The following is a 20,735-nucleotide window of genomic DNA, read 5'->3' on the forward strand; positions in this document are numbered from 1 at the left end:
GGCATCGAAAGGTTTTTGTCCTCACGGGAAAATCAACTCAAGGTGGTAATATGGAGGGGCCCGACGCTTCGGTTGGAATCGTGTTCGGTGAATCGAGCACCGACCACTTCACGTTCATAGTCAACCCTAGGAACGAGCTCCCGCGCTTCGGCGAGTTCCTTGTCGTTAAAAACCGGGAGGGGGACGAGGTTTTAGCCCTGCTCAAATCCATAAGAAACCTCAACTGGCTTATGGAGGCCGGGAGGGGAAGCTACGACTACGTTGAAAAGACGGTCAACGTTTTCTCGCGCGGAATTCTCGACAAGAGCGAGGAGATATTGGCTACGGCCAAGGTTCTCGGCGTTCTCAGAACTAGGGACGGCGAGTTTCTGCCAAAGCCCGCCCCGAACCGCGTCCCCATAAAGCCGGGCGAGAAGGTTTACCTCGCGAGGGACGAGGACCTGGAGAGAATATTCGCAAACGGCCACCTCAGGGTTGGAAAGCTCATCGCGAGGGGCAACATAGAGGTTCGCCTCGACGCCAACAGGCTCGTTTCGAGGCACTTCGCGGTTCTGGCCGTTACCGGAGCCGGAAAGTCCAACACGATAGCCGTTCTCACCAAGGAGCTCGTTGACAACGTTAACGCCACCGTCGTAATCCTCGACCCTCACGGCGAGTACCAGAGGTTGAGCTGGCCAGGGGCAAAGGTCAACCCGATAAAGGCCACTATAGACCCCGGGAGAATAAGGCTGAGCGAGCTGGCAACGCTCCTCGGCATAGCCGAAAACGCGAGCCTCCAGAGGCGCTTCCTCGGGCTCGTTTACCGAACAGTCAAGGAGGAGATGAGACGGGACGGAAAGGTCGTCGGCGGTCTGCCCTTCCTTGAAGCGATGGAGGACAAGATAGAGGAGTGGATTAGGGTTTACGAGAACACCGACGACAAGGTAATCTACTACTACAACGAGAAGGGCATGGAGACGCCGAGGAAGATTCAGGCGAGAGATTTGGACTCTCTGATAAGGCTAAAGGACTACATAGGCGAGCTGAAAGCTAATTTCGGCGAGTTCATAAGCCCGGTAGATGTGCTCGGCGAGATAAGGCCCGGCATGGTGAACGTCATAGACCTCAGCGGGATGGAAGAGGAGCAGATGATAACGCTCGCGAGCTTCGTCCTGAGGGGAATCCTAAAGAACCGCATTGAGTACCTCAAAGCCGTCAGAACCAACGACAGGCTCACCGCAAGGGAGATACTGGAGGCTTACCCGGCCGTGAAGAAGCCAATCCTCGTCATAGTTGAAGAAGCCCACATATTCGCGCCGAGGGGCGAGAAGAACCCCGCAACCCTGTGGCTCGGCAAGATAGCCCGAGAGGGGAGAAAGTTCGGCGTGGGCCTTGGAATAGTGTCCCAGAGGCCGAAGAAGCTCGACGACGACATACTCAGCCAGACCAACACAAAGATAATCCTCAAGCTCGTCGAGCCGAACGACCAGCGCTACGTCCAGCAGGCGAGCGAGCAGATAAGCGAGGACCTGCTGAGCGATATAGCCTCGCTGGGCGTCGGCGAGGCGGTGATAGTGGGCTACGCAATCACGATTCCGGCGATGGTGAAAATCTATAACTTCGAGAAGGACTTCAACGGCCACTATGGAGGAAGGGACATAGACATCGTTGGCGAATGGCTCGAGGGGAAGGAGGAAGAGGTGAGCGAGGAGGAGGCGATAGCTTCCCTCCCCCTGTGAGGTGTTAAGATGAAGTTCGCGCACATAGCCGATGCCCATCTCGGCCGGGAGCAGTTCAACCAGCCCTTCCGCTACGAGGACTACGTTAAAGCGTTTCGTGAGGCCGTCGAGAAGGCCGTTAAGGCCAGGGTGGACTTCATACTCATCGCCGGAGACCTCTTCCACGTGAGCAGGCCGTCGCCTAAGGCCCTGCGCGATGCGGTCGAGATACTCGAAATCCCGAGGAGAAAGGAAATCCCTGTCTTCGCCATCGAGGGCAACCACGACAAGACGATTAGAGAGGCTTCCGTCTTCGACCTGCTCGAACACCTCGGCCTAATCAGGACCCTCGGCCTCAGAAGAGAGGAAAAGCGGGACGAGTTCCTGCGGAGCAAAAAGATTGCCGACCGCTACCTCGTCTGGGCAGAGGTCGGAGACCTCAAAATCTACGGCTTAAGACATCACACGCGCTGGCAGCTCATAAGGGGTAACACCAACGTCCTGAAGGCCCTCTTCAAGAGGGGAGACGTTTTGATGCTCCACCAGGCCGTTGATTACCTCGCGAGGGACACCCCTTATCAGGACGCCTTCGACCTCAAGCTCAGCGAACTTCCCGATAACTTCTCCTACTATGCCCTCGGGCACATACACGTGAGAAAGCTGGCCGAGCCCGAGCAGACGGGTCTAAAGGGCCCGATAGCATATCCTGGCTCCACCGAGCGGACTGACGTTAGGGAGGCGAGCCACGTAGTAGTTTACGGCGAGAGGGACAGAAAGCCGAAGCTCCGCGAGAACACCCAGCCGAAGGGCTTCTACATCGTTGAGGACTTCCGGCCGGAGTTCGTCGAGGTCGAGACGAGGCCCTTCTACCGCGTTACGGTTTCGGGAAACTCCAAGGCCGAGCTCAGGAGGAAGGTGGAGGAGGTAGCGGGTCTGATTCCAAAAGATGCGGTGGCAATCATCTACCTTGAGGGAACGGTGAAGGGTGGCGTTAGTTTAGCTGAGTTCAACGACCTGCTGAAGGGCTCTGGCATAGCCTACTACGCCTTCAGGAGCAGGGTCACGGGCGAGGCGATAATCTCTAAGGAGCGCGTGGGCGAAGAGATACTGACCGAGTGGGAGAGGGAGCTCTTCCTCCACCTGCGGAGTGAACCCAAGGAGTTCCCGCTCGACGAGTTCATGGACTGGCTCCTTGAGAAGTACCGCCTCGGCGTTCCGGAAGGGATGAGGGCAAGGGCCCGCAAACCAGTGGAAGAGCCGAAGAAACCAGAAAATGCCGAAGAGAAACGGCCGAAAGAGGAAAAGCGCGTGAAAGCAACTCCAAAGAAGGAGAAAATAGAGAAGCCCAAAACCGAGAAGAAAACGAGACCGGCAAAGACGTCGAGCCTCGATGCGTGGCTCGGGGGTGGCAGGCAATGAGGGTCAGGAAAATCGAGATTCGGAACTTCAGGGCCCACAGGAAAAGCATTGTTGAGTTCAGCGACGGCATAAACCTGATAATCGGCCAGAATGGAGCCGGGAAGAGCTCAATCCTTGAGGCCATCTTCGCCTCGCTTTACCTTGGACACCCAAGTTTTCCGAAGGGCTATCTGAAGGCCAACGCCCGCGTCGGAACCGGGGAGCTTTCCCTGAGCCTGGAGTTCGAACACAACGGCAAAACCTACCGCATAACCAGGACGACGAAGAAGAGCGAGCTCCTTGAGAACGGAAGGCTTATCGCGGAGAAGAGCTCCGATATAGCGCGCTGGGTCGAGAGGAACGTTTACCCCCTGCAGGTCTATACGAACGCCCTCTACATCCGACAGGGCGAGATTGAGGGCATAATCACCAACCGCGAGGTCATGGAAAAGGTTCTGCGCAAGGTTCTCGGCATAGAGGACTACGAGAACGCCGAGAGGAACTCGGCAGAGGTAATCCGCGAGCTGAAGAGGAGAAGGGAGAACCTGAAGAAGCTCATCGAGAGGAAAGCTGAAGTCGAAGGCAGTTTGAGAGAGGCCGAGAAGAGGTTCGCTGAGACGCTGAAGAGGATTAGTGAGCTGAGGAAGAGGGAAAGGGAGCTTTCGGCCGAGGTCGAGAGGCTTGCCCGGCTGTACCGCGAGATGAAAGGTAAAAAGGAGCTGATAGCCGGCCTCGAGAAGAAAATGGCACTCCTCGAAAAATCGCTGGCGAGCGAGGAGGAACTTTTGAAGGAGAGGGAGAAGAGGATAGAGGAGCTGAAGCTCGAGCTGGAGGAGCTGGAGGAGAAGAGGGCGAGGCTTGAGGAGTTAAAACCTCTCGCCGAGGAGTACATTGAGCTGGGCAAGCTTTTGAAGCTGAAGGACGAGCTCTCGAATGTTGAGGTTGGGCTTTCATCGCTAAGGGAAAAGCTCCGCTCTCTCGAGAGAGAAATGGCGAAGCGAGAGGAGCTGGAAAGGAAACTTGGGGAGCTGAAAAGGAGCGAGGAGGAGACAAGGAGGGAATACGAGAGGCTCAAGGAGAGGCACAAGCTCTACCAGCGCGCCCTGTCAATCCTCGGCGAGGCCGAGAAGCACAGGAAGGAGCTTGAGAGGGCCGGCTACACCGTCGAGAAGCTTGAAAAGGAACTCAAAGAAATCGAGAAAGCCAAGGAGGAGCTTGAAAAACTCCAGGAGGAGATTTCAAAGGTCAGGGAGAGAATAGCCTCGCTGAGGGGGAAAAAGGCGGAGCTTATTGCCAACATGGAGAGACTGGAAGGGGCCAAAATCTGCCCCCTCTGCAGAAGACCCATAGACGAGCACGAGGAAGGCGAAATCCTGGCCGAGTACAGGGCCGAGATTTCGAGGATTGAGAGTGAAGTTAAAACCTTCGGGGAGAAGCTTGAGGAGCTGAGGAAGCGCGAGGTCGAGCTAAGGAAGCTCCTCGCGAGGGAGCCGAAGCTGATTCGCCTCAAGAAGACTGCCGATTTGCTCAGAGAGGCGGAGGAGAAGCTTGAGGAGCTCGGCGTTGAGGAGCTTGAGAGGGACGCGAAGCTCTTCGAGGAAACGAAGGAGATGCTCATCGGCCTCAAGAAGGAAATCCGGAGCGTAAGGGAAAGGCTTGAGGAGCTTGAGGGCCTTGAGAAGGAAAAGAGGGCTGTAGAGAAGGAACTCCACGCCCTTGAGGAGAAAAAGGCCGACATTCTAAAGAGGCTCTCCGAGAGGGGATTCGGCTCCTTTGATGAGGTCAAGGAGAGGATTGGGGAGCTTGAGAAGCCCTATCGCGAGTTCCTCTCGCTGAAGGACGTTCCGAGGAGGATTGAGGCCCTCGAGAAGAAGCTCGACATCGAGCGGAGGAAGGCCGATGAGTCAAGGGCGAACATAGCGCGCTTAAAGGCCGAGCTCGAAAAGGCGAGAAAAGAGCTGGAGGAAGCCAGGAAGGAATTCTCGGAGGAGGACTTTGAGAGGGCCGAGAGGGAATACCTTGAGAAGTCGAGAGCCCTTGAGAGGGCGAGGGCCGAGCTTGAGGGAGCGGAGAGCCTGAGGGACGAGATAGCTCGCTTGATAGACGAGCTGAAGGCGAACCTCGGGGAGATTGAAAAGGCCGAGAGGGAGCTCGAGCTCGTCGAGAAGGCGCTGGCAGACCTGACGGCCTTCAGGGAAAAGATAGCCCGGCTGAAGGCGGAGGAGGAACTCAGGGGGCTTGAAGAGGTGCAGAAGCTGGCCGGAGAGCTGTTCTCGGAGATGACCGAGGGCAAGTATCAGGGGATAAAGCTGAGGCGCGAGAAGCGCTATGGTAAGGAGCGGATTGAGCTTAAAATCCTCTACGCGGGCAACGAAGTTGGAATAGACTTCCTCAGCGGTGGGGAGAGGATAGCGCTTGGTTTGGCCTTCCGCCTTGCCCTCTCGCTCTACAAGGTGGGCAACCTTGAACTGCTTATCCTGGACGAGCCAACGCCCTTCCTCGACGAGGAGAGGAGGAAGAAGCTCGTGGAGATTATATCAAGCCAGCTGAGAAAAATACCTCAGGTAATCATCGTCTCGCACGACGAAGAACTGAAGGACGCGGCCGATTACGTGATAAGGGTTACCAACGCCGGTGAAGCGAGGGTGGAGGTGGAGAGCCTTGGAGCGTATTGACGACAGGCACCTCGAGGAAATCAGGCACTTCCTCAGGGAGAGCAGGAAGGAGCTCGGAAAGCTCGTCCCCCTCGTGAGGAAGCACTACCGCTGGGAAGACCTTCCAGAGCCGAAGAAGGCGAGGGTTTACGCCGTTGACGGGAGCAGGATGGCCAGGAGGCTCAGCGGGGCGATAATCTACGCCGTCTCCGCATCAGCGGTCGGCGACGACCTCTACTACTGGAACGACATCGGGGCGCTCTTCCCCTACAGCAACGCCGATGATAGAATAAGGGTTCATATGGACACACTGGAGAAGAGAATGGGCGCTCTCGTCGGGGAAATGTCAGACCTCGTGCTCATGGACGGCACGATAAGCGGGGCCCTCATAAGACCGCCGAGCTACGCCAACTCAACTACGAACCAGCTCTACGAAAGGCACGGGAGGACGCTTTTGGAGGCCTCGATGGACTTCCTTGATGCCCTCAATCTCAAGTGGAAGGAGTGGAAGCGGGAGCTCAAAAAGGGCGTCATCTCGGGTCCATCTCTACTCGCGCGCGGGAGGGGAGGGACGTCAATCTTCAAGATACTGGAGGAGAAGGGCTCACGGAGCATTCGCGGGAAAATCTGGTGGGTGGTTGATGCTGAGAACCTCATAGTCCTCTTCGAGTACCTCGAGTACCTCCACGCCCTCGATAGGCTTTTGGAAAACGATATAGCCTCGATAGCGAAGACCTTCTACCGCTCGGACGTCATAGGGACTGTTGCAGAGAGGGAGAAGCTGAAGAGGGTCCCGATAATGGTGGACACACCGGTCGTGGCCTCGCTGACCGATAAGAGCGGTTACCTGCGCTTCTCGTCGAAGGTCGGCAAGAAGGAGGCCCTCGCCGGGCTAATCCTCGACCTCATGGAGCACGGCTTTTTCGAGAACCTTCGCGAGATTCTCGTCCTCGACGGAAGGAAGATAGAGGGCGCGAGGATACGGCCGGCCTACGTCCGGTTTGCCGATGGAGGACTCATATACCTTCTCGAGGTTCCGGAGAAGCAGGACTTCGAGGATACCCTCGCGAAAATCCTCTCGGTGGCCGAAGATGAGTACGTGATTCCGCTCGAGTACGCGCACCACTCGGTCGTAATCAAGAAGAGGGAGTTCGACGCGTACGTCGACGCAATCCTGAGCGCGATAGTTGGCGAGGACGAGGCTTACCTGAACTTCCTGCGCTACGGAAGGGAACCGCTGGAGTGATGGAGATGATTAGAGTCGGAACCTGTGGCTTCTGCGAGGGAAGGTCGAAATATTTCCGGGACTTCGATGCCGTTGAGGTTCAGCAGACCTTTTACCGAATCCTCCAGGAGAAAACCCTTGAGCGCTGGAGGAAGGAAGCTCCCGAGGGCTTCATCTTCGCGATGAAGGCCTTTCAGGGCGTAACGCACCCGCCGAACAGCCCAACGTGGCGGAGGAGCAACGTTAGACCGAGCAAAAACGTCGGCCTTTTGAGGCCAAACAGCGACGTCCTTCACTTCTGGCGCCTGACGCTGAAGGAGGCTGAACTTCTCGGCGCGCGCTTCATTCTCATTCAGTTGCCGAAGAGCTTCAAGGAGAACGAGGAGAGCTTCGCCAACGCGGAAAGATTCTTCGAGATGATTGACAGGGGAAACTTCGAGATAGCCGTTGAGCTGAGGGGCTGGAGCGAGAAGGGCGTTAAGCGCTTCGTTAGAGCCTTTGACGTCATAGACGTGACCGACCCGCTCGTGAGGATTCCACTCCACAGGGGCGAGACGAACTATTACTGGCTCCACGGGCGCTACGAGAATGGGCGGATAATTTACCGGCACTCCTACAGCGATGAGGAACTGCAGAAAATCAGGGAGCGCGTCCTCGGCTGGAACAGAAATGAGAGCTTCGTCTTCTTCAACAACACCGAGATGTGCCAAGACGCGAAGAGGTTCAAGGCAATTATAGGGAAAGGGTGAACCTTCGATAGGGATTTATACAACTCCATCGAATTCTCCTTAGGTGGGAGCATGGAGGAGATAACGATAAAGGTTCCGGCGGGAGTTAACATTGAACGGCTCAAAAAATTCCTTGAAGCTGATGCAGAGTTTCTCGCAAAGGCCATGAAAAAGAAAGTCCGTCCCGGAATGCTTGGAAGGGCAAGCGCCGAGGAGCTTGAGGAGTACGCCGGGGAGGTAGGCCGGTGATTTACGTTGATTCCAACGTGTTTTACAACTACCTCTTTGAGACTTCCCTAACGGAGCGGGCGTTCCAAGTTCTTGAGAAAAACCGAGGAATGCTGGCCACGTCCTTTTCAACGGTGGAAGAAGCAACGTACGTCGTTTTGAGAAAGTTGCTCTCGGAAAAAGCTGGAATTCGCAACAGATACGATGCAAAAAGATACCTGAAGACGCGTGAAGGCCGGACATTGATAGACGAGGCTTTTACATCGGTACTTGCATTGATTTTTCAATACGACGTTGAACTCGTTGAGGACGCAACGAGCCCGGGGCTTGTCCAAAGCTATGCCGTCAAATACGGTTTGATGCCGAGAGATGCCCAGATTGTTGCCACCTGCCTTCTAAATGGGATAAAGAAAATAGCAACCTTTGACAACGACTTCGATGACGTTGATGAGCTCTCTGTTATTCGATAGGCTCAGGCACGGGTCCAGCTCATCACCGTCAGCCGAGGGTGTCGTCATCATCGCCCCCGAAACTAAAAACTCTAAACTTCAAAAAACTTTATAAGCCATAAAGCGTACTCACGAGTATGATACTCACGAGTAAGTTCATTGACCGCGAGAGCGAGCTCGAGTTCCTGAGGTCGAGGTACGCCTCGGGGAAGCCGGAGCTGATAATTCTCTACGGCCGGAGGAGGATAGGTAAGACGTACCTCCTTCAAAGGTTCCTCTCGGAGGTCGGGGGAATTTATCTCCTCGCGGAGGAGAGCAAGACCATCTTAGAGGATTTCTCGGAGAGGTTGGCGGAATACTTCAACGACCCGTTCCTGCGGGAGAACCCGCTCCAGAGCTGGAAAGCGTTTTTCACTTACCTCGCGGGAAAAAGCGGGGAGAGGCTCCTTGTGGTGATAGACGAGGTTCAGTACGTGGCCAAGGCCCACAGGGAATTCCTCAGCGTCCTTCAGAAGTACTGGGATTTACACCTTTCGAAAACGAAGATAATGCTCGTTCTCTGCGGCTCGCTGGTCTCCTTCATGGAGGGCGTTCTTTCAGCCAAATCGCCGATATACGGGCGGAGAACCGGGGCGTGGAAGGTCGAGGAGATGAACTTTTTTAAGGTCAGGGAGTTCCACCCGCTGAGCACGGAGGAGGCGGTTTACGTTTACTCGGTTTTCGGTGGCGTTCCACAGTACTGGGCTGATTACAATCCAAACCTTGACTTCTGGGACAACCTCAGATTTCTGCTCCTCTCGAAGGGCGCCAAGTACTACGACGAACCGAAGTACCTCCTCAAGGAGGAGCTCCGCGACGTCTCGCGCTACTTCTCAATCCTCAGGGCGATAGCGCTCGGCTACACCCGCTTCGGAGAGATAGCTGATAAGGCGAGGATAGAGAAGAACTCGCTCGGCAAGTACCTGCTCGTCCTCCAGGAGATGGGCTACGTTACCGAGGAACTGCCGATTACCGGCGGAAAGAGGGGGCGCTACCGCATAGCGGACAATCTCTTCAGCTTCTGGTTCCGCTTCGTCTACCCTCGGAGGAGCGAAATCGAGATGGGGATTGACGTTGTTGACGACATTAAGCGGAACTTCAACGAGTACCTCGGCTTCGTTTTCGAGGAGATTGCGAGGGAGTTCCTAATCGAGCTGAACAGAGTAGGGAAGCTTCCGTTCCGCTTCACGAAAATCGGTAGATGGTGGCGTAAGGGTGAGGAGATTGATTTGGTCGCTTTGAACGAGAGGGAAAAACGAGCGCTCTTCGTTAAGGTTAAATGGAAGGATTTGAGCGAGAGGGAAGCGAGGGGAATTCTGAAGGACCTGGCGAGGAAAGCCAAACTCGTTAGGCTTGAGGGATGGGAGAAGAGCTACGGGCTGGTGGCAAAGGACGTTGAGGGGAAAGAGGAGCTGGGGAGAGAGGGCTGGTTTATCTGGGACCTGAGGGATTTTTCGTTCTAACGTTCCTCGAACCCCGGCTTCCTGACCTTCACAACGTCCCTGTTAACCAGCGTTGGCGGGATTTGGCCGTTCTTGAAGGTTATTAGATTCCTCGCCACGAGCTCGGCCATGCCCTCTCTGGCCCCAAAGGTAGCGCTACCGATGTGAGGAGCTAAAACCACGTTCTTCAGGCCGAAAAGCTCTTCGTTGTAGTACGGCTCCTCCTCGTAGACGTCGAGGCCGGCTCCGGCAATTCGGCCCTCCTTCAGGGCCTTTACCAGCGCTTCCGTGTCAACGACCTTTCCGCGCGCTATGTTCACGAGAATTGACGTTTCCTTCATCAGCTTGAGCTCCCGCTCGCCTATCATGTGGTAGGTTTCCTTCGTTAGGGGAACTGCCAGAACCACGAAGTCGCTCTCGCTCAGGAGCTCGTCGAGGGGTTTGAACTCTGCGTTGAGCTCTTTCTCCGCCTCTGGCTTCCTCGTGCGGGAGTAGTAGAGAATTCTCATGCCAAATCCTCTGGCACGTTTCGCCACCGCCTGTCCTATTCTGCCGAAGCCTATGATTCCGATGGTTTTCCCGTAGACGTCGTAGCCCAAAAACCAGCGCGGGTGCCAGGCAATACCTTTTCTCTTCCACTCGCCGGAGCGCGTGAAGTTATCGGCCTCGATTAGCCTCCTCGCCGTTGCAAGCAAAAGCGTCCAAGCGAAGTCCGCCGTCGCGTCGGTGAGGACATCGGGAGTGTTCGTTACGTAGATTCCCCTCCGCGTTGCCTCTTCGACGTCTATGTTGTCGTAGCCGACGGCGTAGTTCGCGACGATTCTGAGCTTCGGGGCATTGTCGAAGACCTCTTTATCAATCCTCTCGCTGAGCATCGTGACGAGGGCATCAGCGTCGCGAACCTTCTCGAGGAGAACATCTCGGGGAATTTCTCTCTCCTCCGGCCAGACCTCGACCTCAAAGTGCTCCCTCAAAAGCTCTATGCCGTTCTCGGGAATGGCGCGCGTGATGAAGACCTTCGGCATGACTACCACCGGATAAAGAAAAGGGGGGACGCTTTTAGCGTTTTCTCAGCTTGTCAACGAGCCAGATGAGTATCGGCAGGACTATGAAGGCCATCATGTCTCCGGTGTCTCCCGCAAAAGCTAAGACGTCAGCGAAGTTCTTGACTCCGGCGAAGTACACAATGGCAGGAGGAATTACCGTCAGGCCCCACGCTATCGGCCTCTTAAGCCTGACGAACTCCTCGTTGTTGCTCTGCTGTGCGAGGGCAATTCCGATGTAGCTCGTGGTTATTGCCAGGAGCGGGATGAGATTGCCGACGATTCTTCCAAGGTGGCCGTAGAGGAGCTCAAGGCCCTGCGTGGCTATCTGGGGCGTTTCCCTGCCGAAGGCAAGGAGGAAGGCGACCATGAATATCGCGTAGATGGCCGTTGGGATGATGAACGCCCAGACGAGGACCTTCTTGGTCTCCTCGTAGCTTCCGAGGCCCTTGTAGACGTCCGGAATCACCGTGTGGCAACCGAGGGCGAAGATTGCCACACCGGTTATGCTGAGGATTCCCGAGAGGTCTGTGTAGAGGCCGTTGCTCAGCTTCGCGTGGGGAACAAGCATGAGGGTGACTGCTATGAAGAGGGCGAGCATTACGTAGCTCATGGCCAGCTCGGTCTTTCCACTGGCTTCGAGGCCGTGATAGACGACGAGCGAGGCCAAAACCCAGAATATGAAAGCTCCCGCGGTTTCGCTTATCCCAAAGAGGCTCGCGAAGACGCTTCCCATTCCCGCTATGTAAGCTAAGATAGCCCCAAAGCTCATGATGAAGATGCTGACGTACATCAGCCAGCCACCGGCCTTTCCGAGGACGCGCTGGGCTACGGTGCTCATCTGCGCCCCGCCCATTCCGGCGGAGAACTTGAGAACGATGAGGCCTGTCCAGAGCATCAGGAACATCACGCCGATGAGCACTGCCAGTGCCGGTATGAGGCCGACTTTGCTGGCGGCGTAGGGCAGGCCGAGAACTCCCGCACCTATCTGTGTCCCCACGAGGATGGCCAGTGCCTCTCCCCTGGTTATGCGCTTCTTCTCAACGCGAATCGTGCTTATCCTAAGACCCCTGACGCACTTCCTCTTCCTGAGGTTCTGAATCAGGATGAGCTTTTTCCTCCTCTGCGCCGCTATACGGGCCGAGTAATAGCGACCATGTGAGGTGGTAACTTTTTTTCTCTCAACGCCTTCCGAAACGGGCATTCTCTCACCTCCGCTCAATGTCCCAATGAACACAATTTAAACCCTCGCTCGGAAGGTTGAAAGAGGTTTCTAATATCCTTCGACCGCCCGGGGGGTTGGATAGAATTTTTAAGTTTCCGGTCGAGATACCACCATGCTGAGCCACGCCGCTAAAATCCTGGCAAGGTCGCGCTTTGCGATAGCCTTCACCGGCGCAGGAATCAGCGCTGAGAGCGGTGTTCCAACGTTCAGGGGCTTCAACGGCCTCTGGAAGCGCTATCGGCCGGAAGAACTCGCAACACCCGAGGCTTTCAAGCGGGACCCCTACCTCGTCTGGGAGTTCTACAGGTGGAGGATGCGCAAGATTCTGGATGCGAAGCCGAATCCAGCTCATTATGCTCTGGCGGAGCTTGAACGGATGGGACTCCTAAAGGCGGTGATAACCCAGAACGTTGACGACCTGCACCGCGAGGCGGGGACAAGAAACCTGATAGAGCTCCACGGAAACATCTTCCGGGTTCGCTGTACCTCTTGCCCTTACAGGGAGAACCTGAAGGAAAGCGGTCGGGTTTATGAGTTCGTGAACTCAAGGGACCTCCCGAGGTGCCCCCGCTGTGGTTCTCTCCTCAGACCCGACGTGGTCTGGTTCGGGGAGGCCCTGCCGAGGGATGCTTTGGAAGAGGCCTTTCGGCTGGCGGAGAAGGCCGACGCGGTAATCGTCGTCGGGACGAGCGGGGTAGTGTATCCCGCCGCGTACATACCTTACATCGTCAAGGAGCACGGCGGCAGGGTCATAGAGGTGAACGTTGAGAGGAGCGGAATAACGCCAATTGCGGACGTTTTCCTGCGCGGAAAGGCGGGCGAAGTGCTTCCAAAGCTCGTTGAGCTCGTGAGGGGGTTGAAATGAAGTTGCTCCTGGTTGGTTTTACGAGGGATGAAATCGAGAGGATTACAGAGCTCGGTTACCCGGTTCTGCCGGTTCCCGAGCACTTCAGAAAGCTCACCCTGGCGGAGATACTCGAGAGGACAACGGAGGGCGGGAACCTTGACTGGGCCGGTGGAAGGTTCGTCATAATGCACGGCCTCGACAACGAGGGCATCAAGAGGGTTATAGGCGAGGTCAGGAAGCTGGCTGAAGGAAGGGTAATCTTCGCGACGACGACCGAGACGAACCTCAAATGGACGCTGGAGGGGCTCCTTGAGGAGCTGAGACGGGAGGATGAGTACTTCAGGGCTATGAGAGAGGCGAAAAAACAGACCAAAGGGAAGAGAGGCCTCTTTCTCGATATCGGCAACGTTAAATAGTCCGCCGAGAATAAACTAAGGGGTCGGGGTATGATTAGGGCCGTCCTGTTTGACCTTGACGACACGATTGTTGACACCACCCGCTTGGCTGAGATGGCGAGACGGAACGCGATAGAGAATATGATACGCCACGGTCTTCCCGTTGACTTCGAGACCGCCTATAACGAGCTTCTTGAGCTGATAGCGGAGTACGGTAGCAACTTCAACAGGCACTTTGACTATCTGCTGAGGCGTTTGGAACTTCCAAACAACCCCAAGTGGGTAGCCTCGGGCGTTATAGCCTACCACAACACGAAGTTCGCCTACCTGAAGAGCGTCCGCGGTGCCAGGAAGGTTCTCCTCGAGCTCAAAAAGGACGGTTACATCCTTGCGATAATCACCGACGGCGACCCGATAAAGCAGTGGGAGAAGATACTCCGCCTCGAGCTGGACGAGTTCTTCGATGATGTCTTCATCTCCGATTACCTCGGCGTCAAGAAGCCCCATCCGAAGATTTTTAAGCGGGCCCTCAAGAAGCTCGGTGTTAAACCGGAAGATGCCATAATGGTCGGCGACAGGCTCTATTCCGACATCTACGGGGCCAAACAGGTGGGAATGAGGACCGTCTGGTTCCGCTATGGAAAATATGCCAACAAAGAGCTCGACTACCTTGACTACGCCGACTTCACGATTGAGAGCCTTGAAGAGGTTCCGAAGATTGTGAGGGGACTAAACAATGAGGAAAAAGAGCGTTCAGATTCGGAAGTTCATGCTGATTGACTCCGCCTACAAGTCGAGAATCCTAAGGGGAGACAAGGTCACGACTATACGCTACGGGAGTTACGAGGCGAAGCCCGGGAGCGAGGTTTACCTCGTGGTAACGCCGAGCGACACGGCAATAGCGAAGGTCAGAATCACGAAGGTCGAGCGGAAGAAGGTTAGGGAACTCACCAACGAAGATGCAAAGCTCGACGGCTTCTCGGACGTTAAGGAGCTCCTCCGCGAGCTGAACAAAATCTACGGCGAGCTCTACGGGGACGACGAGGTCACGGTAATAGGCTTTGAAGTGGTCAAGCGTTTTAAAGATGGAATTCCCCTCAAGTGGCTCAAGGGACTCAACTACCGCGAGCCCGAGGAGATAGCGCGTCTCTACCTCGAAAACCAGGATAGGCTCAACTTCAACCGCGAAACTGACTTCATAATGCGTAGGATTTACAACGAGGGGCTCGGGAAGGCGGTGAGAACCTTCGGACCGAAGAAAGTCCAGCAGGCACTGTTAAAGGTCTACCACGGCCTCTACAACGAGGGGCTGATTTAGAAAAGCTTTTTAGGTTCCTCTTTCTCTTCACTCTGCCATGAAGAAGAGCCCCTTCCAACTCCTCTCCCTGGGACTGCTCCTCGCCTTAGCCCTTCAGCTTGCAGGCGGGTTTAAAGGTATAAACGAGGCCCTTAACTCGGCCCTTCCCCTAATAGACACTCCCTGGATGAACCTGCTAACGGCCCTGGGGGGAAACGCGTTCTTAGCCCTTTTTGCCATCATTGTAGTTCTCTCCGAGCTGAAGAAGCTGGGTGGCGTATCTTCAAAGACTCTTGCTTTTCTCATCGCTCTCTCCCTCGGCCTCGTCGCGGTCGGTGCGCTGAAGGCCCTCCTCGCCGAGCCAAGACCGAGACCGCTCCCAGGGGCTGGTTTTCTGAGCTCGGGGGCGTTCCCCTCGGGCCACACCTTCAGGGCGGCAGTAATAGCGAGCTACGTTTCAGACCGCTGGAAGAAACTTGCCCCGCTCGCGTGGGCCTACGCCATTGGAGTAGCCCTCACGAGGCTTTTCCTCCACTACCACTGGCTCAGCGACGTCCTTTTCAGCCTTCTCTTTGCTCCGTGGCTTTATCTACTGCTCCGCTCCACGGAAAAACTCTGGCTTCCCATCATGGGGAGAATACTCAAAAAACTCAACCTGGAGGTCGTTGAGGCATGAACGGCTTCATCGAGGTCTTCCTGCTATCCCTCATTCCAACCTTCGAGGGGCGCTATGCGATAGTCTATGGCATAGGGAGGGGCTATCCTCTCTGGGAGACCCTTCTGAGCGCCTCCCTCGGCGTCCTGCTACTCTCGGTGGTTCTTCCGCTGGCCCTTCCGCTGATAGACCGAATCATGCTCTGGCTCGAAAAAACGCCCCTCCGAAAGGTAGCCCACCTCTACCTCTACTACGTCGAGCGCGCTCGGAGAAAGGCCCACCCCTACGTGGAGAGGTGGGGCTTCATCGGTCTCACAATCTTCGTTGCCATTCCGTTGCCAGGGACTGGTGTGTGGACGGGGGCATTGGCGGCTTACCTCCTCGGAATCGAGAAAAAGCAGACGGTTCCCGCTTTAATCCTCGGTGGGCTCCTGAGCATGGCGATAACGGTTCTGCCCGCGCTGGGGCTGTTTGGGTGATGTTATGGACTGGATTAGACGATTCAAGCTCCTCCTTTCCCTCACCTACGCGGGATTCCTCGGAAACATAGCGGTAATCTACTACCTCTCCTGCGGGCTGAGCTACGGTGAAATAGGCCTTGCAACAGCCGTCGGCGGTCTGGGCTTCTTCCTTTTCGAGGTTCCCACGGGTGTCGTCGGCGACAAGGTGAGCCGAAAGGCGAGCGTTCTCATCGGGCTTTCGATAATACCTCTCGCGACGCTTCTACTGCTCTTTCTCAGGAATCTCTGGGTTCTCCTCGCCTCGGAGCTCCTCGGAACGCTGGGTGCTTCCTTCGTGAGCGGAAGCTTTCAGGCGTGGTTGTTTGACAACCTCAAGGCCGAGGGACTGGAGGGCCAGTTCAAGGAAATCTGGAGGTCGGCTCAGAAAATTTCACTCATCGTGAGCTCCACGACAACAATCCTTGGAGCCTTCATTGCTCAGTTTTTGGGCTTTAAAGTTGCGATACTCCTCACGGCCATCGTTCAGGCCCTGACGATTCCAGTTGCCCTTGGCATACCTGAGATGGGCTTCTCACGGCCAGAGACATCTTACACGCTCCACGTTCTCGGCGCCTGGCGCGAGCTGAGGAAACCTGAAATAGCGTGGCTTATCGCCTACCTCCTCTCCGTCACCCTCGCACTCAACCAGTTCAGGAAGTTCTTCGAGCCCTATCTTGGAAACGTCCTGGCCCTTTACCTCGGCACGACGATTATGGGAACCCTCGGAATCCTTGGGGTCGTTGAGGTGCTCGTGAAGGTCCTTCCGAAATACCTCGGTGTGGCACTCAGGGGAAGGGTTGGGAGAGCCCTGCACGAGTCCGCGCCCGTTGGAGTGCCCCTTGCAACGGTTCTCTCGGTCATCTATCCAAACCCTTTCCTCATAGTGCTCCTTGGAATAACCGCGACGCTCTTCGCCTCAGCTTTCACCTTCAACTTCTCGGTGGAGTTCCAGAGGAGGGTCTCAAGCGAGAAGAGGGCAACGGTAATATCGCTCAGGAACATGGTCATGGCACTCGCGACGTCCACCTTCTATATCGTTTACGGCTTTGCAACGGACTTTCTTGGGCTTTCGAGGGCGAGGTTATTGTTTGCACTGTTTTTCCTCTCCATGGGGGCTTTCTTTAAGCTCCTCCAGGGAAAAATTGAGCATCTGAGGTATGGCTAGAAAAAGGATAAAGAGAATCACTTCGTCGCCCTCGTTATTCCCACGTCCTTCACGAGAACGTAGGGCGTGATGACGGGCCTCGAAACCTCCCACCAGTGCACCTGGAACGGCTCGTTGCTTATAGCAACTACGTTGCTCAAAATCCTCCCGAGGTTGTCGCTGACGCGGATGTTCCTTATCGGCTTGAACTCGCCGCTCTCAATCAGGAAGATTCCGTCGCGCGGTATCGTCGAGAAGTCACCTGTCACGTAGTTCTGGAATCTGGTGTACCAAACGTTGGTGATGTAGATGCCCCGCTTAACCTCGCCGAAGAGCTCGGACTTGGAGTAGTCGCCTGGCTCAAGGACGATGTTCCAGGGTCTCGGCATTATCAAGCCGGCGTTGGCAGTTGTCTCGGTTCCGTACTTTTTGGCGAGGCTCGTGTTGAGGAGGAACGTCTTGAATGTCCCGTTCTCTATGACGGTGGTTTCCCTCGTCGGAACGCCCTCGTCGTCGAACTTCCTGCTTCCATAGCCGTTGGGCAGGTTTCCAACGTCCTTGAGCGTCACCAACTCGCTCGCGACCTTCTGGCCCAGCTTTCCGGCCAGGAACGAGAAGCCCGCCTCGGCCGCGTAAGCTGAGAGCATGAAGCCCATGTAGCTGAGCAGGTTCGCGAAGGCGAGCGGGTCGAAGATGACGTCGAACCTTCCCTCGGGCCCCTGAACAGGATTGCGAGCCATGTGGGCAATCTCTCCAGCCTTCCTTCCGGCCAATTCGGGGTCGAACTTCTTCAGAACCCTCGCGGAGCAGGTGCCGTGTCCGCTCTCAAGGTCGCCCACGAAGGCCCTGACGCTTATCTCTATCCCCGTCCCCTCGTCGAAGGCCTCAACCCCGTTGCTCGTGGTCAGGTAAAGCCTGTTGTGGTCGGTGTAGAGAACCCCTGCTACGCGCTTGGCACCTTCACTCAGGGCGGAGTTTATGGCAGTCTCCACGTAGTCGTTTGGCTCATCGAGTTCGACGATAGCCTTATCGAAGGTCTCGGGGATGTCTTTGTATTTGAACGGGCCTTGGGCTATTCCGTAGTAGTCCTCCTTGGGTGAGAGGTTCTCGATGTTCTTCTTGAGGGTCTTCAAAACCCGCTCGACGTTTTCCTCGCTCAGCTCGGTTACCGTTGTGCTCGCTATCCTTTTCTCCTTCTCGACGAAGAGTTCAACCTTCCTCTCATGCCAGTGCTTGGCGACCGTTATCTCGTTGTTGGCGAAGCGGACTTGTCTGCGGTTGGTTTCATAGCTCAGGACGACGACGTCGCCGAAGCCGAGCTCTTCGGCCTTCTTCAGGATGAATTCGTTAAGCTCGAACATCGCCACCACCTCACGGCCTCCTCAGCGGTATGTCCCTAAGCCTCGCGTGCGCTCCACCCATCCAGACGGGAACGCCCTGTCCGGGTTCGCCCTTCCCACAGGTTCCTGGGTAGAACTCGACGTCCTTGCCGACCGCGTCAACACTGCTCCAAAGGGCTCTGGTGGTTATCTCAAGGATTGGCCTCCTGACTGGGTGCTTTATCTCGCCGTTCTCGATGAGGTAGGCCTCCCTGCCGATGTACCTCTGCTGGTAGCGCCTGTCGTCTATGTTCCACTCGTTGAAGGACACCATGTAGACGCCGAGCTTTATGTCCTCAATCAGCTCCTCGAAGGAGTAATCGCCTGGCGCGAGGTAGGTGTTGGCCATCCTCACTATCGGCTCGCGGTTGTAGTTTATCGCCCTCGCGGCCGCGTTCGAGCGCCCCCCGAGCTTTGCCGCGTACTCCCTGTTGGTCAGAAACTCATTTATGATTCCGTTCCTTATGAGGTACCTCGGGCGAGCCTTAACGCCCTCGTCATCGTAGAGGTAGAAGCCCCAGCTGTTCGGAATCGTCGGGTCATCTACGACAGTAACGACCTCGCTCCCGATTCTCTCGCCGAGCATGTCGGGCTTGACGAAGCTCTCTCCTGCCTGAGCCGCCTCCCTGCCAAAAATCCTGTCGGACTCGTACGGATGTCCAACGCTCTCGTGAACCGCTATGCCAGCGACCTCGGGGCTTATGACGAGGTCAACCCTGCCTTCGGGTGGCTTCCTGCCCTCGGTTATGAGTCTCTTCAGGGCTTTGACGTCCCTCACCGCCCAGTTCCAGGGCTCGTCCTTCTCGATTAGCTCGAAACCGCCCGAGAATGCCCTCTGGACGAAGGGCGCCTGCTCCATCTGACCGTTCTCGAAGACGACGAGGTTGTAGACAACGGAAACGCGCGGGATTTTGCTCTTTACATAAGCGCCTTCGCTGTTGACGAAGACCTTCTTCCAGAGCTGGTCGGAGTACATTAAATAGCGCATCGGCACGTTTATTCCAGTTGCCTTAACCTCCTCCTCGATTTTCCTGAGGATTTCGAGCTTCTCTTCAGGGGAAATGTCCCTGAAGTCCTTCTTCATCTTGACCTTGTAGGAAACGCGGTGGAAGTCCTCCTCGCTGAACTCAATCGGCTCGTTCCTAACCTGTGAAGCCGCCTTCGCCAGCTTGACGGCCCTCTTAACGGCCTCGGCAACGCTTTCCCGAGTTAAAACGTTCGTGCTCGCGAATCCCATTCCGCCATTGGCGAGAACCCTTATTCCAATGCCCTTGTCGGCCTCGATATCCATTCCCTCGGGAGAACCGTTCTTCATTGCCAAGTGCGTCCCGCTCTTCTCCTCGTAGCGGGCTTCGGCGTAGGAAGCGCCAAGCTCAAGGGCCTTTTCGACCGCGAACTCCAAAAGCTCCATGCACATCACCTCGGATTACTGCATAGAATAGTTCACGGAAGAGTATAAAAGTCTTTTCGTTCAGATGACGGTCGAAAGGAAGGGAAAGTTTAAGCACCCATGACGATAGAAGCATGGGAGGTGGAGATGAGCAAAGAGGTACATCTGAAAACAAAGAAGCTCGAGGAAGAGGAAGTTGGCGAGGTGGAACTCAAAGAGCTTGAGAGGCTCTCCAAAGAGACTCTTGAAGACGGGATTTCCTGGGAAGAGGCTAAGAAGGAGCTCGGTCTTTGAGGTGCTTTGGATGGTTTACAGTGTTCTCCTCCTCCGAAACGTCATAAAAAGACTAAAAACGCTTCCGAACACATAAAACGGAAATTTGAAGAACTCGTTGAAGAACTCAAATATAACCCCATCCCTTCTGAAAAGTTCGACGTTAAGAAGCTCAAGGGAAGGGAGAACACATTCAGGGTTCGTCTGGGCGAGTACAGGGTAATCTACGAACTTCAGCGGAAGAAACTGCTCATTCTCGTCATCAAATTTGGGAAGAGGAAGAACGTTTATGGATGAAAATCAGAACTTCTCCTCGCATTCGCACGGCTTTTTCCCGCAGTAGGGGCAGACGCCAGGATATTTTTTCTTCGCGGCCTCCTCCAAATCCACGCCGAGTAGATTGGCTAAGCTCGCGAGCCAAGCTAAGACGTCGGCGAACTCCTCCTCCATAGCCTCGCGGTCGTTCTTCCTTATAGCCTCGCTCAGCTCTCCAACTTCTTCAACGAACCAGAGGAAGGTTTTCTCCACTCCCCTCTTTGAGTCCTTGTGGAAGTAAATCTCCCGAATCATACTCTGGAATTCCTTGAGCTCCATAGTCACCACCGAAAAGAGTTCTGGCGGGCCCGGCGGGATTCGAACCCGCGACCTCCGGCTTAGAAGGCCGGCGCCCTATCCTGCTAGGCTACGGGCCCTCGCTCCTAAGGTGCCGGGGCAGTTTTATAAAAGT

22 protein-coding genes and 1 tRNA gene are annotated in these 20,735 nt (G+C 55.6%); 17 read left to right on the plus strand and 6 right to left on the minus strand.

What is annotated here, in order from left to right:
• Positions 1–50: 50 nt before the first annotated feature.
• The 8 genes from MVO87_RS03130 to MVO87_RS03165 all read left to right on the plus strand — a co-directional run bounded on the left by MVO87_RS03130 (position 51) and on the right by MVO87_RS03165 (position 9,881).
• Positions 51–1,718, plus strand: a complete 1,668-nt coding sequence (locus MVO87_RS03130) for an ATP-binding protein (protein WP_297552143.1) — start codon at positions 51–53, stop codon at positions 1,716–1,718.
• Between the two features lie 9 nt (positions 1,719–1,727).
• Positions 1,728–3,116, plus strand: a complete 1,389-nt coding sequence (locus MVO87_RS03135; RefSeq protein WP_297552145.1) for a metallophosphoesterase family protein — start codon at positions 1,728–1,730, stop codon at positions 3,114–3,116.
• The gene (gene rad50 / locus MVO87_RS03140; protein ID WP_297552147.1) at positions 3,113–5,770 is read left to right on the plus strand and encodes a DNA double-strand break repair ATPase Rad50; all 2,658 of its coding nucleotides are present in this window, start codon (positions 3,113–3,115) and stop codon (positions 5,768–5,770) included. The genes MVO87_RS03135 and rad50 overlap by 4 nt, the downstream gene beginning before the upstream one ends.
• A complete protein-coding gene (locus MVO87_RS03145) occupies positions 5,757–6,995 on the plus strand; it encodes a DNA double-strand break repair nuclease NurA (protein WP_297552149.1) in 1,239 nt (412 codons plus the stop codon). Before rad50 ends, MVO87_RS03145 begins: the two co-directional genes overlap by 14 nt.
• Before the next feature lie 5 nt (positions 6,996–7,000).
• Positions 7,001–7,723 (plus strand): DUF72 domain-containing protein, encoded by a 723-nt coding sequence (locus MVO87_RS03150; RefSeq protein WP_297552166.1) that lies wholly within the window; start codon positions 7,001–7,003, stop codon positions 7,721–7,723.
• A 51-nt stretch (positions 7,724–7,774) separates the two neighbouring features.
• Positions 7,775–7,951, plus strand: a complete 177-nt coding sequence (locus tag MVO87_RS03155; RefSeq protein WP_285518849.1) for a hypothetical protein — start codon at positions 7,775–7,777, stop codon at positions 7,949–7,951.
• Complete coding sequence (locus tag MVO87_RS03160) at positions 7,948–8,400, plus strand: PIN domain-containing protein (RefSeq protein ID WP_297552153.1); 453 nt, start codon at positions 7,948–7,950, stop codon at positions 8,398–8,400. Before MVO87_RS03155 ends, MVO87_RS03160 begins: the two co-directional genes overlap by 4 nt.
• Positions 8,401–8,516: 116 nt before the next feature.
• A complete protein-coding gene (locus MVO87_RS03165) occupies positions 8,517–9,881 on the plus strand; it encodes an ATP-binding protein (protein ID WP_297552155.1) in 1,365 nt (454 codons plus the stop codon).
• Here the strand turns inward: MVO87_RS03165 and gyaR are convergent.
• On the minus strand, positions 9,878–10,885 hold the full coding sequence (gene gyaR / locus MVO87_RS03170; RefSeq protein WP_297512805.1) for a glyoxylate reductase: 1,008 nt from the start codon (positions 10,883–10,885) through the stop codon (positions 9,878–9,880). The two genes, MVO87_RS03165 and gyaR, sit on opposite strands and share 4 nt — an antisense overlap.
• Before the next feature lie 34 nt (positions 10,886–10,919).
• Positions 10,920–12,107, minus strand: coding sequence for an aromatic amino acid transport family protein (locus tag MVO87_RS03175; protein ID WP_297552157.1), 1,188 nt, complete (start codon positions 12,105–12,107; stop codon positions 10,920–10,922).
• Positions 12,108–12,240: 133 nt separating this feature from the next.
• On the opposite strand from MVO87_RS03175, the gene cobB reads away from it, so the two are divergent.
• The 7 genes from cobB to MVO87_RS03210 are packed head-to-tail and all read left to right on the plus strand — an operon-like array spanning position 12,241 to position 16,987.
• Positions 12,241–12,993, plus strand: a complete 753-nt coding sequence (gene cobB, locus MVO87_RS03180) for an NAD-dependent protein deacetylase (protein ID WP_297515304.1) — start codon at positions 12,241–12,243, stop codon at positions 12,991–12,993.
• The gene (locus MVO87_RS03185) at positions 12,990–13,391 is read left to right on the plus strand and encodes a DUF3783 domain-containing protein (RefSeq protein ID WP_297515300.1); all 402 of its coding nucleotides are present in this window, start codon (positions 12,990–12,992) and stop codon (positions 13,389–13,391) included. Before cobB ends, MVO87_RS03185 begins: the two co-directional genes overlap by 4 nt.
• Positions 13,392–13,421: 30 nt before the next feature.
• Complete coding sequence (locus tag MVO87_RS03190) at positions 13,422–14,150, plus strand: TIGR02253 family HAD-type hydrolase (protein WP_297515298.1); 729 nt, start codon at positions 13,422–13,424, stop codon at positions 14,148–14,150.
• Positions 14,107–14,688, plus strand: a complete 582-nt coding sequence (locus MVO87_RS03195) for an ASCH domain-containing protein (RefSeq protein ID WP_297515294.1) — start codon at positions 14,107–14,109, stop codon at positions 14,686–14,688. The genes MVO87_RS03190 and MVO87_RS03195 overlap by 44 nt, the downstream gene beginning before the upstream one ends.
• A gap of 37 nt (positions 14,689–14,725) precedes the next feature.
• A complete protein-coding gene (locus MVO87_RS03200; protein WP_297515291.1) occupies positions 14,726–15,343 on the plus strand; it encodes a phosphatase PAP2 family protein in 618 nt (205 codons plus the stop codon).
• Positions 15,340–15,801: a COG2426 family protein gene (locus MVO87_RS03205; RefSeq protein WP_297515289.1), complete on the plus strand. Its 462-nt coding sequence runs from the start codon at positions 15,340–15,342 to the stop codon at positions 15,799–15,801. Before MVO87_RS03200 ends, MVO87_RS03205 begins: the two co-directional genes overlap by 4 nt.
• Before the next feature lie 4 nt (positions 15,802–15,805).
• Complete coding sequence (locus MVO87_RS03210) at positions 15,806–16,987, plus strand: MFS transporter (protein ID WP_297515286.1); 1,182 nt, start codon at positions 15,806–15,808, stop codon at positions 16,985–16,987.
• A gap of 17 nt (positions 16,988–17,004) precedes the next feature.
• Here MVO87_RS03210 and MVO87_RS03215 read toward each other — a convergent pair whose 3' ends face one another.
• Both MVO87_RS03215 and MVO87_RS03220 read right to left on the minus strand, forming a co-directional pair.
• Entirely contained in the window at positions 17,005–18,327 is a 1,323-nt protein-coding gene (locus MVO87_RS03215) for a TldD/PmbA family protein (RefSeq protein ID WP_297552169.1), read from the minus strand.
• Positions 18,328–18,337: 10 nt separating this feature from the next.
• Positions 18,338–19,756: a TldD/PmbA family protein gene (locus MVO87_RS03220; protein ID WP_297512440.1), complete on the minus strand. Its 1,419-nt coding sequence runs from the start codon at positions 19,754–19,756 to the stop codon at positions 18,338–18,340.
• A gap of 99 nt (positions 19,757–19,855) precedes the next feature.
• Between MVO87_RS03220 and MVO87_RS03225 the strand changes: the two genes are divergently transcribed.
• Positions 19,856–20,029, plus strand: coding sequence for a hypothetical protein (locus MVO87_RS03225; protein WP_297512437.1), 174 nt, complete (start codon positions 19,856–19,858; stop codon positions 20,027–20,029).
• Between the two features lie 6 nt (positions 20,030–20,035).
• Positions 20,036–20,305, plus strand: a complete 270-nt coding sequence (locus MVO87_RS03230; RefSeq protein ID WP_297512433.1) for a type II toxin-antitoxin system RelE family toxin — start codon at positions 20,036–20,038, stop codon at positions 20,303–20,305.
• A gap of 3 nt (positions 20,306–20,308) precedes the next feature.
• On the opposite strand, the gene MVO87_RS03235 is transcribed toward MVO87_RS03230, so the two are convergent.
• Both MVO87_RS03235 and MVO87_RS03240 read right to left on the minus strand, forming a co-directional pair.
• Positions 20,309–20,602 carry a MazG nucleotide pyrophosphohydrolase domain-containing protein gene (locus MVO87_RS03235; protein WP_297512430.1) on the minus strand — a complete coding sequence of 98 codons (294 nt, stop codon included), beginning with the start codon at positions 20,600–20,602 and terminating at the stop codon, positions 20,309–20,311.
• 21 nt (positions 20,603–20,623) lie between these two features.
• Positions 20,624–20,700: transfer RNA gene (locus tag MVO87_RS03240), tRNA-Arg, on the minus strand.
• Positions 20,701–20,735: the final 35 nt, after the last annotated feature.

It is taken from the genome of Thermococcus sp., assembly GCF_027063845.1.
Taxonomy (GTDB): Archaea; Methanobacteriota_B; Thermococci; order Thermococcales; family Thermococcaceae; genus Thermococcus.

Coding starts and splice junctions, on each gene's coding strand:
- MVO87_RS03130 (WP_297552143.1), top strand. CDS start 51: ATGGAGGGGCCCGACGCTTCGGTTGGAATCGTGTTCGGTGAATCGAGC.
- MVO87_RS03135 (WP_297552145.1), top strand. CDS start 1,728: ATGAAGTTCGCGCACATAGCCGATGCCCATCTCGGCCGGGAGCAGTTC.
- rad50 (WP_297552147.1), top strand. CDS start 3,113: ATGAGGGTCAGGAAAATCGAGATTCGGAACTTCAGGGCCCACAGGAAA.
- MVO87_RS03150 (WP_297552166.1), top strand. CDS start 7,001: ATGATTAGAGTCGGAACCTGTGGCTTCTGCGAGGGAAGGTCGAAATAT.
- MVO87_RS03155 (WP_285518849.1), top strand. CDS start 7,775: ATGGAGGAGATAACGATAAAGGTTCCGGCGGGAGTTAACATTGAACGG.
- MVO87_RS03165 (WP_297552155.1), top strand. CDS start 8,517: ATGATACTCACGAGTAAGTTCATTGACCGCGAGAGCGAGCTCGAGTTC.
- gyaR (WP_297512805.1), bottom strand. CDS start 10,885: ATGCCGAAGGTCTTCATCACGCGCGCCATTCCCGAGAACGGCATAGAG.
- MVO87_RS03175 (WP_297552157.1), bottom strand. CDS start 12,107: ATGCCCGTTTCGGAAGGCGTTGAGAGAAAAAAAGTTACCACCTCACAT.
- cobB (WP_297515304.1), top strand. CDS start 12,241: ATGCTGAGCCACGCCGCTAAAATCCTGGCAAGGTCGCGCTTTGCGATA.
- MVO87_RS03185 (WP_297515300.1), top strand. CDS start 12,990: ATGAAGTTGCTCCTGGTTGGTTTTACGAGGGATGAAATCGAGAGGATT.
- MVO87_RS03190 (WP_297515298.1), top strand. CDS start 13,422: ATGATTAGGGCCGTCCTGTTTGACCTTGACGACACGATTGTTGACACC.
- MVO87_RS03195 (WP_297515294.1), top strand. CDS start 14,107: ATGAGGAAAAAGAGCGTTCAGATTCGGAAGTTCATGCTGATTGACTCC.
- MVO87_RS03200 (WP_297515291.1), top strand. CDS start 14,726: ATGAAGAAGAGCCCCTTCCAACTCCTCTCCCTGGGACTGCTCCTCGCC.
- MVO87_RS03205 (WP_297515289.1), top strand. CDS start 15,340: ATGAACGGCTTCATCGAGGTCTTCCTGCTATCCCTCATTCCAACCTTC.
- MVO87_RS03210 (WP_297515286.1), top strand. CDS start 15,806: ATGGACTGGATTAGACGATTCAAGCTCCTCCTTTCCCTCACCTACGCG.
- MVO87_RS03215 (WP_297552169.1), bottom strand. CDS start 18,327: ATGTTCGAGCTTAACGAATTCATCCTGAAGAAGGCCGAAGAGCTCGGC.
- MVO87_RS03220 (WP_297512440.1), bottom strand. CDS start 19,756: ATGGAGCTTTTGGAGTTCGCGGTCGAAAAGGCCCTTGAGCTTGGCGCT.
- MVO87_RS03225 (WP_297512437.1), top strand. CDS start 19,856: ATGACGATAGAAGCATGGGAGGTGGAGATGAGCAAAGAGGTACATCTG.
- MVO87_RS03235 (WP_297512430.1), bottom strand. CDS start 20,602: ATGGAGCTCAAGGAATTCCAGAGTATGATTCGGGAGATTTACTTCCAC.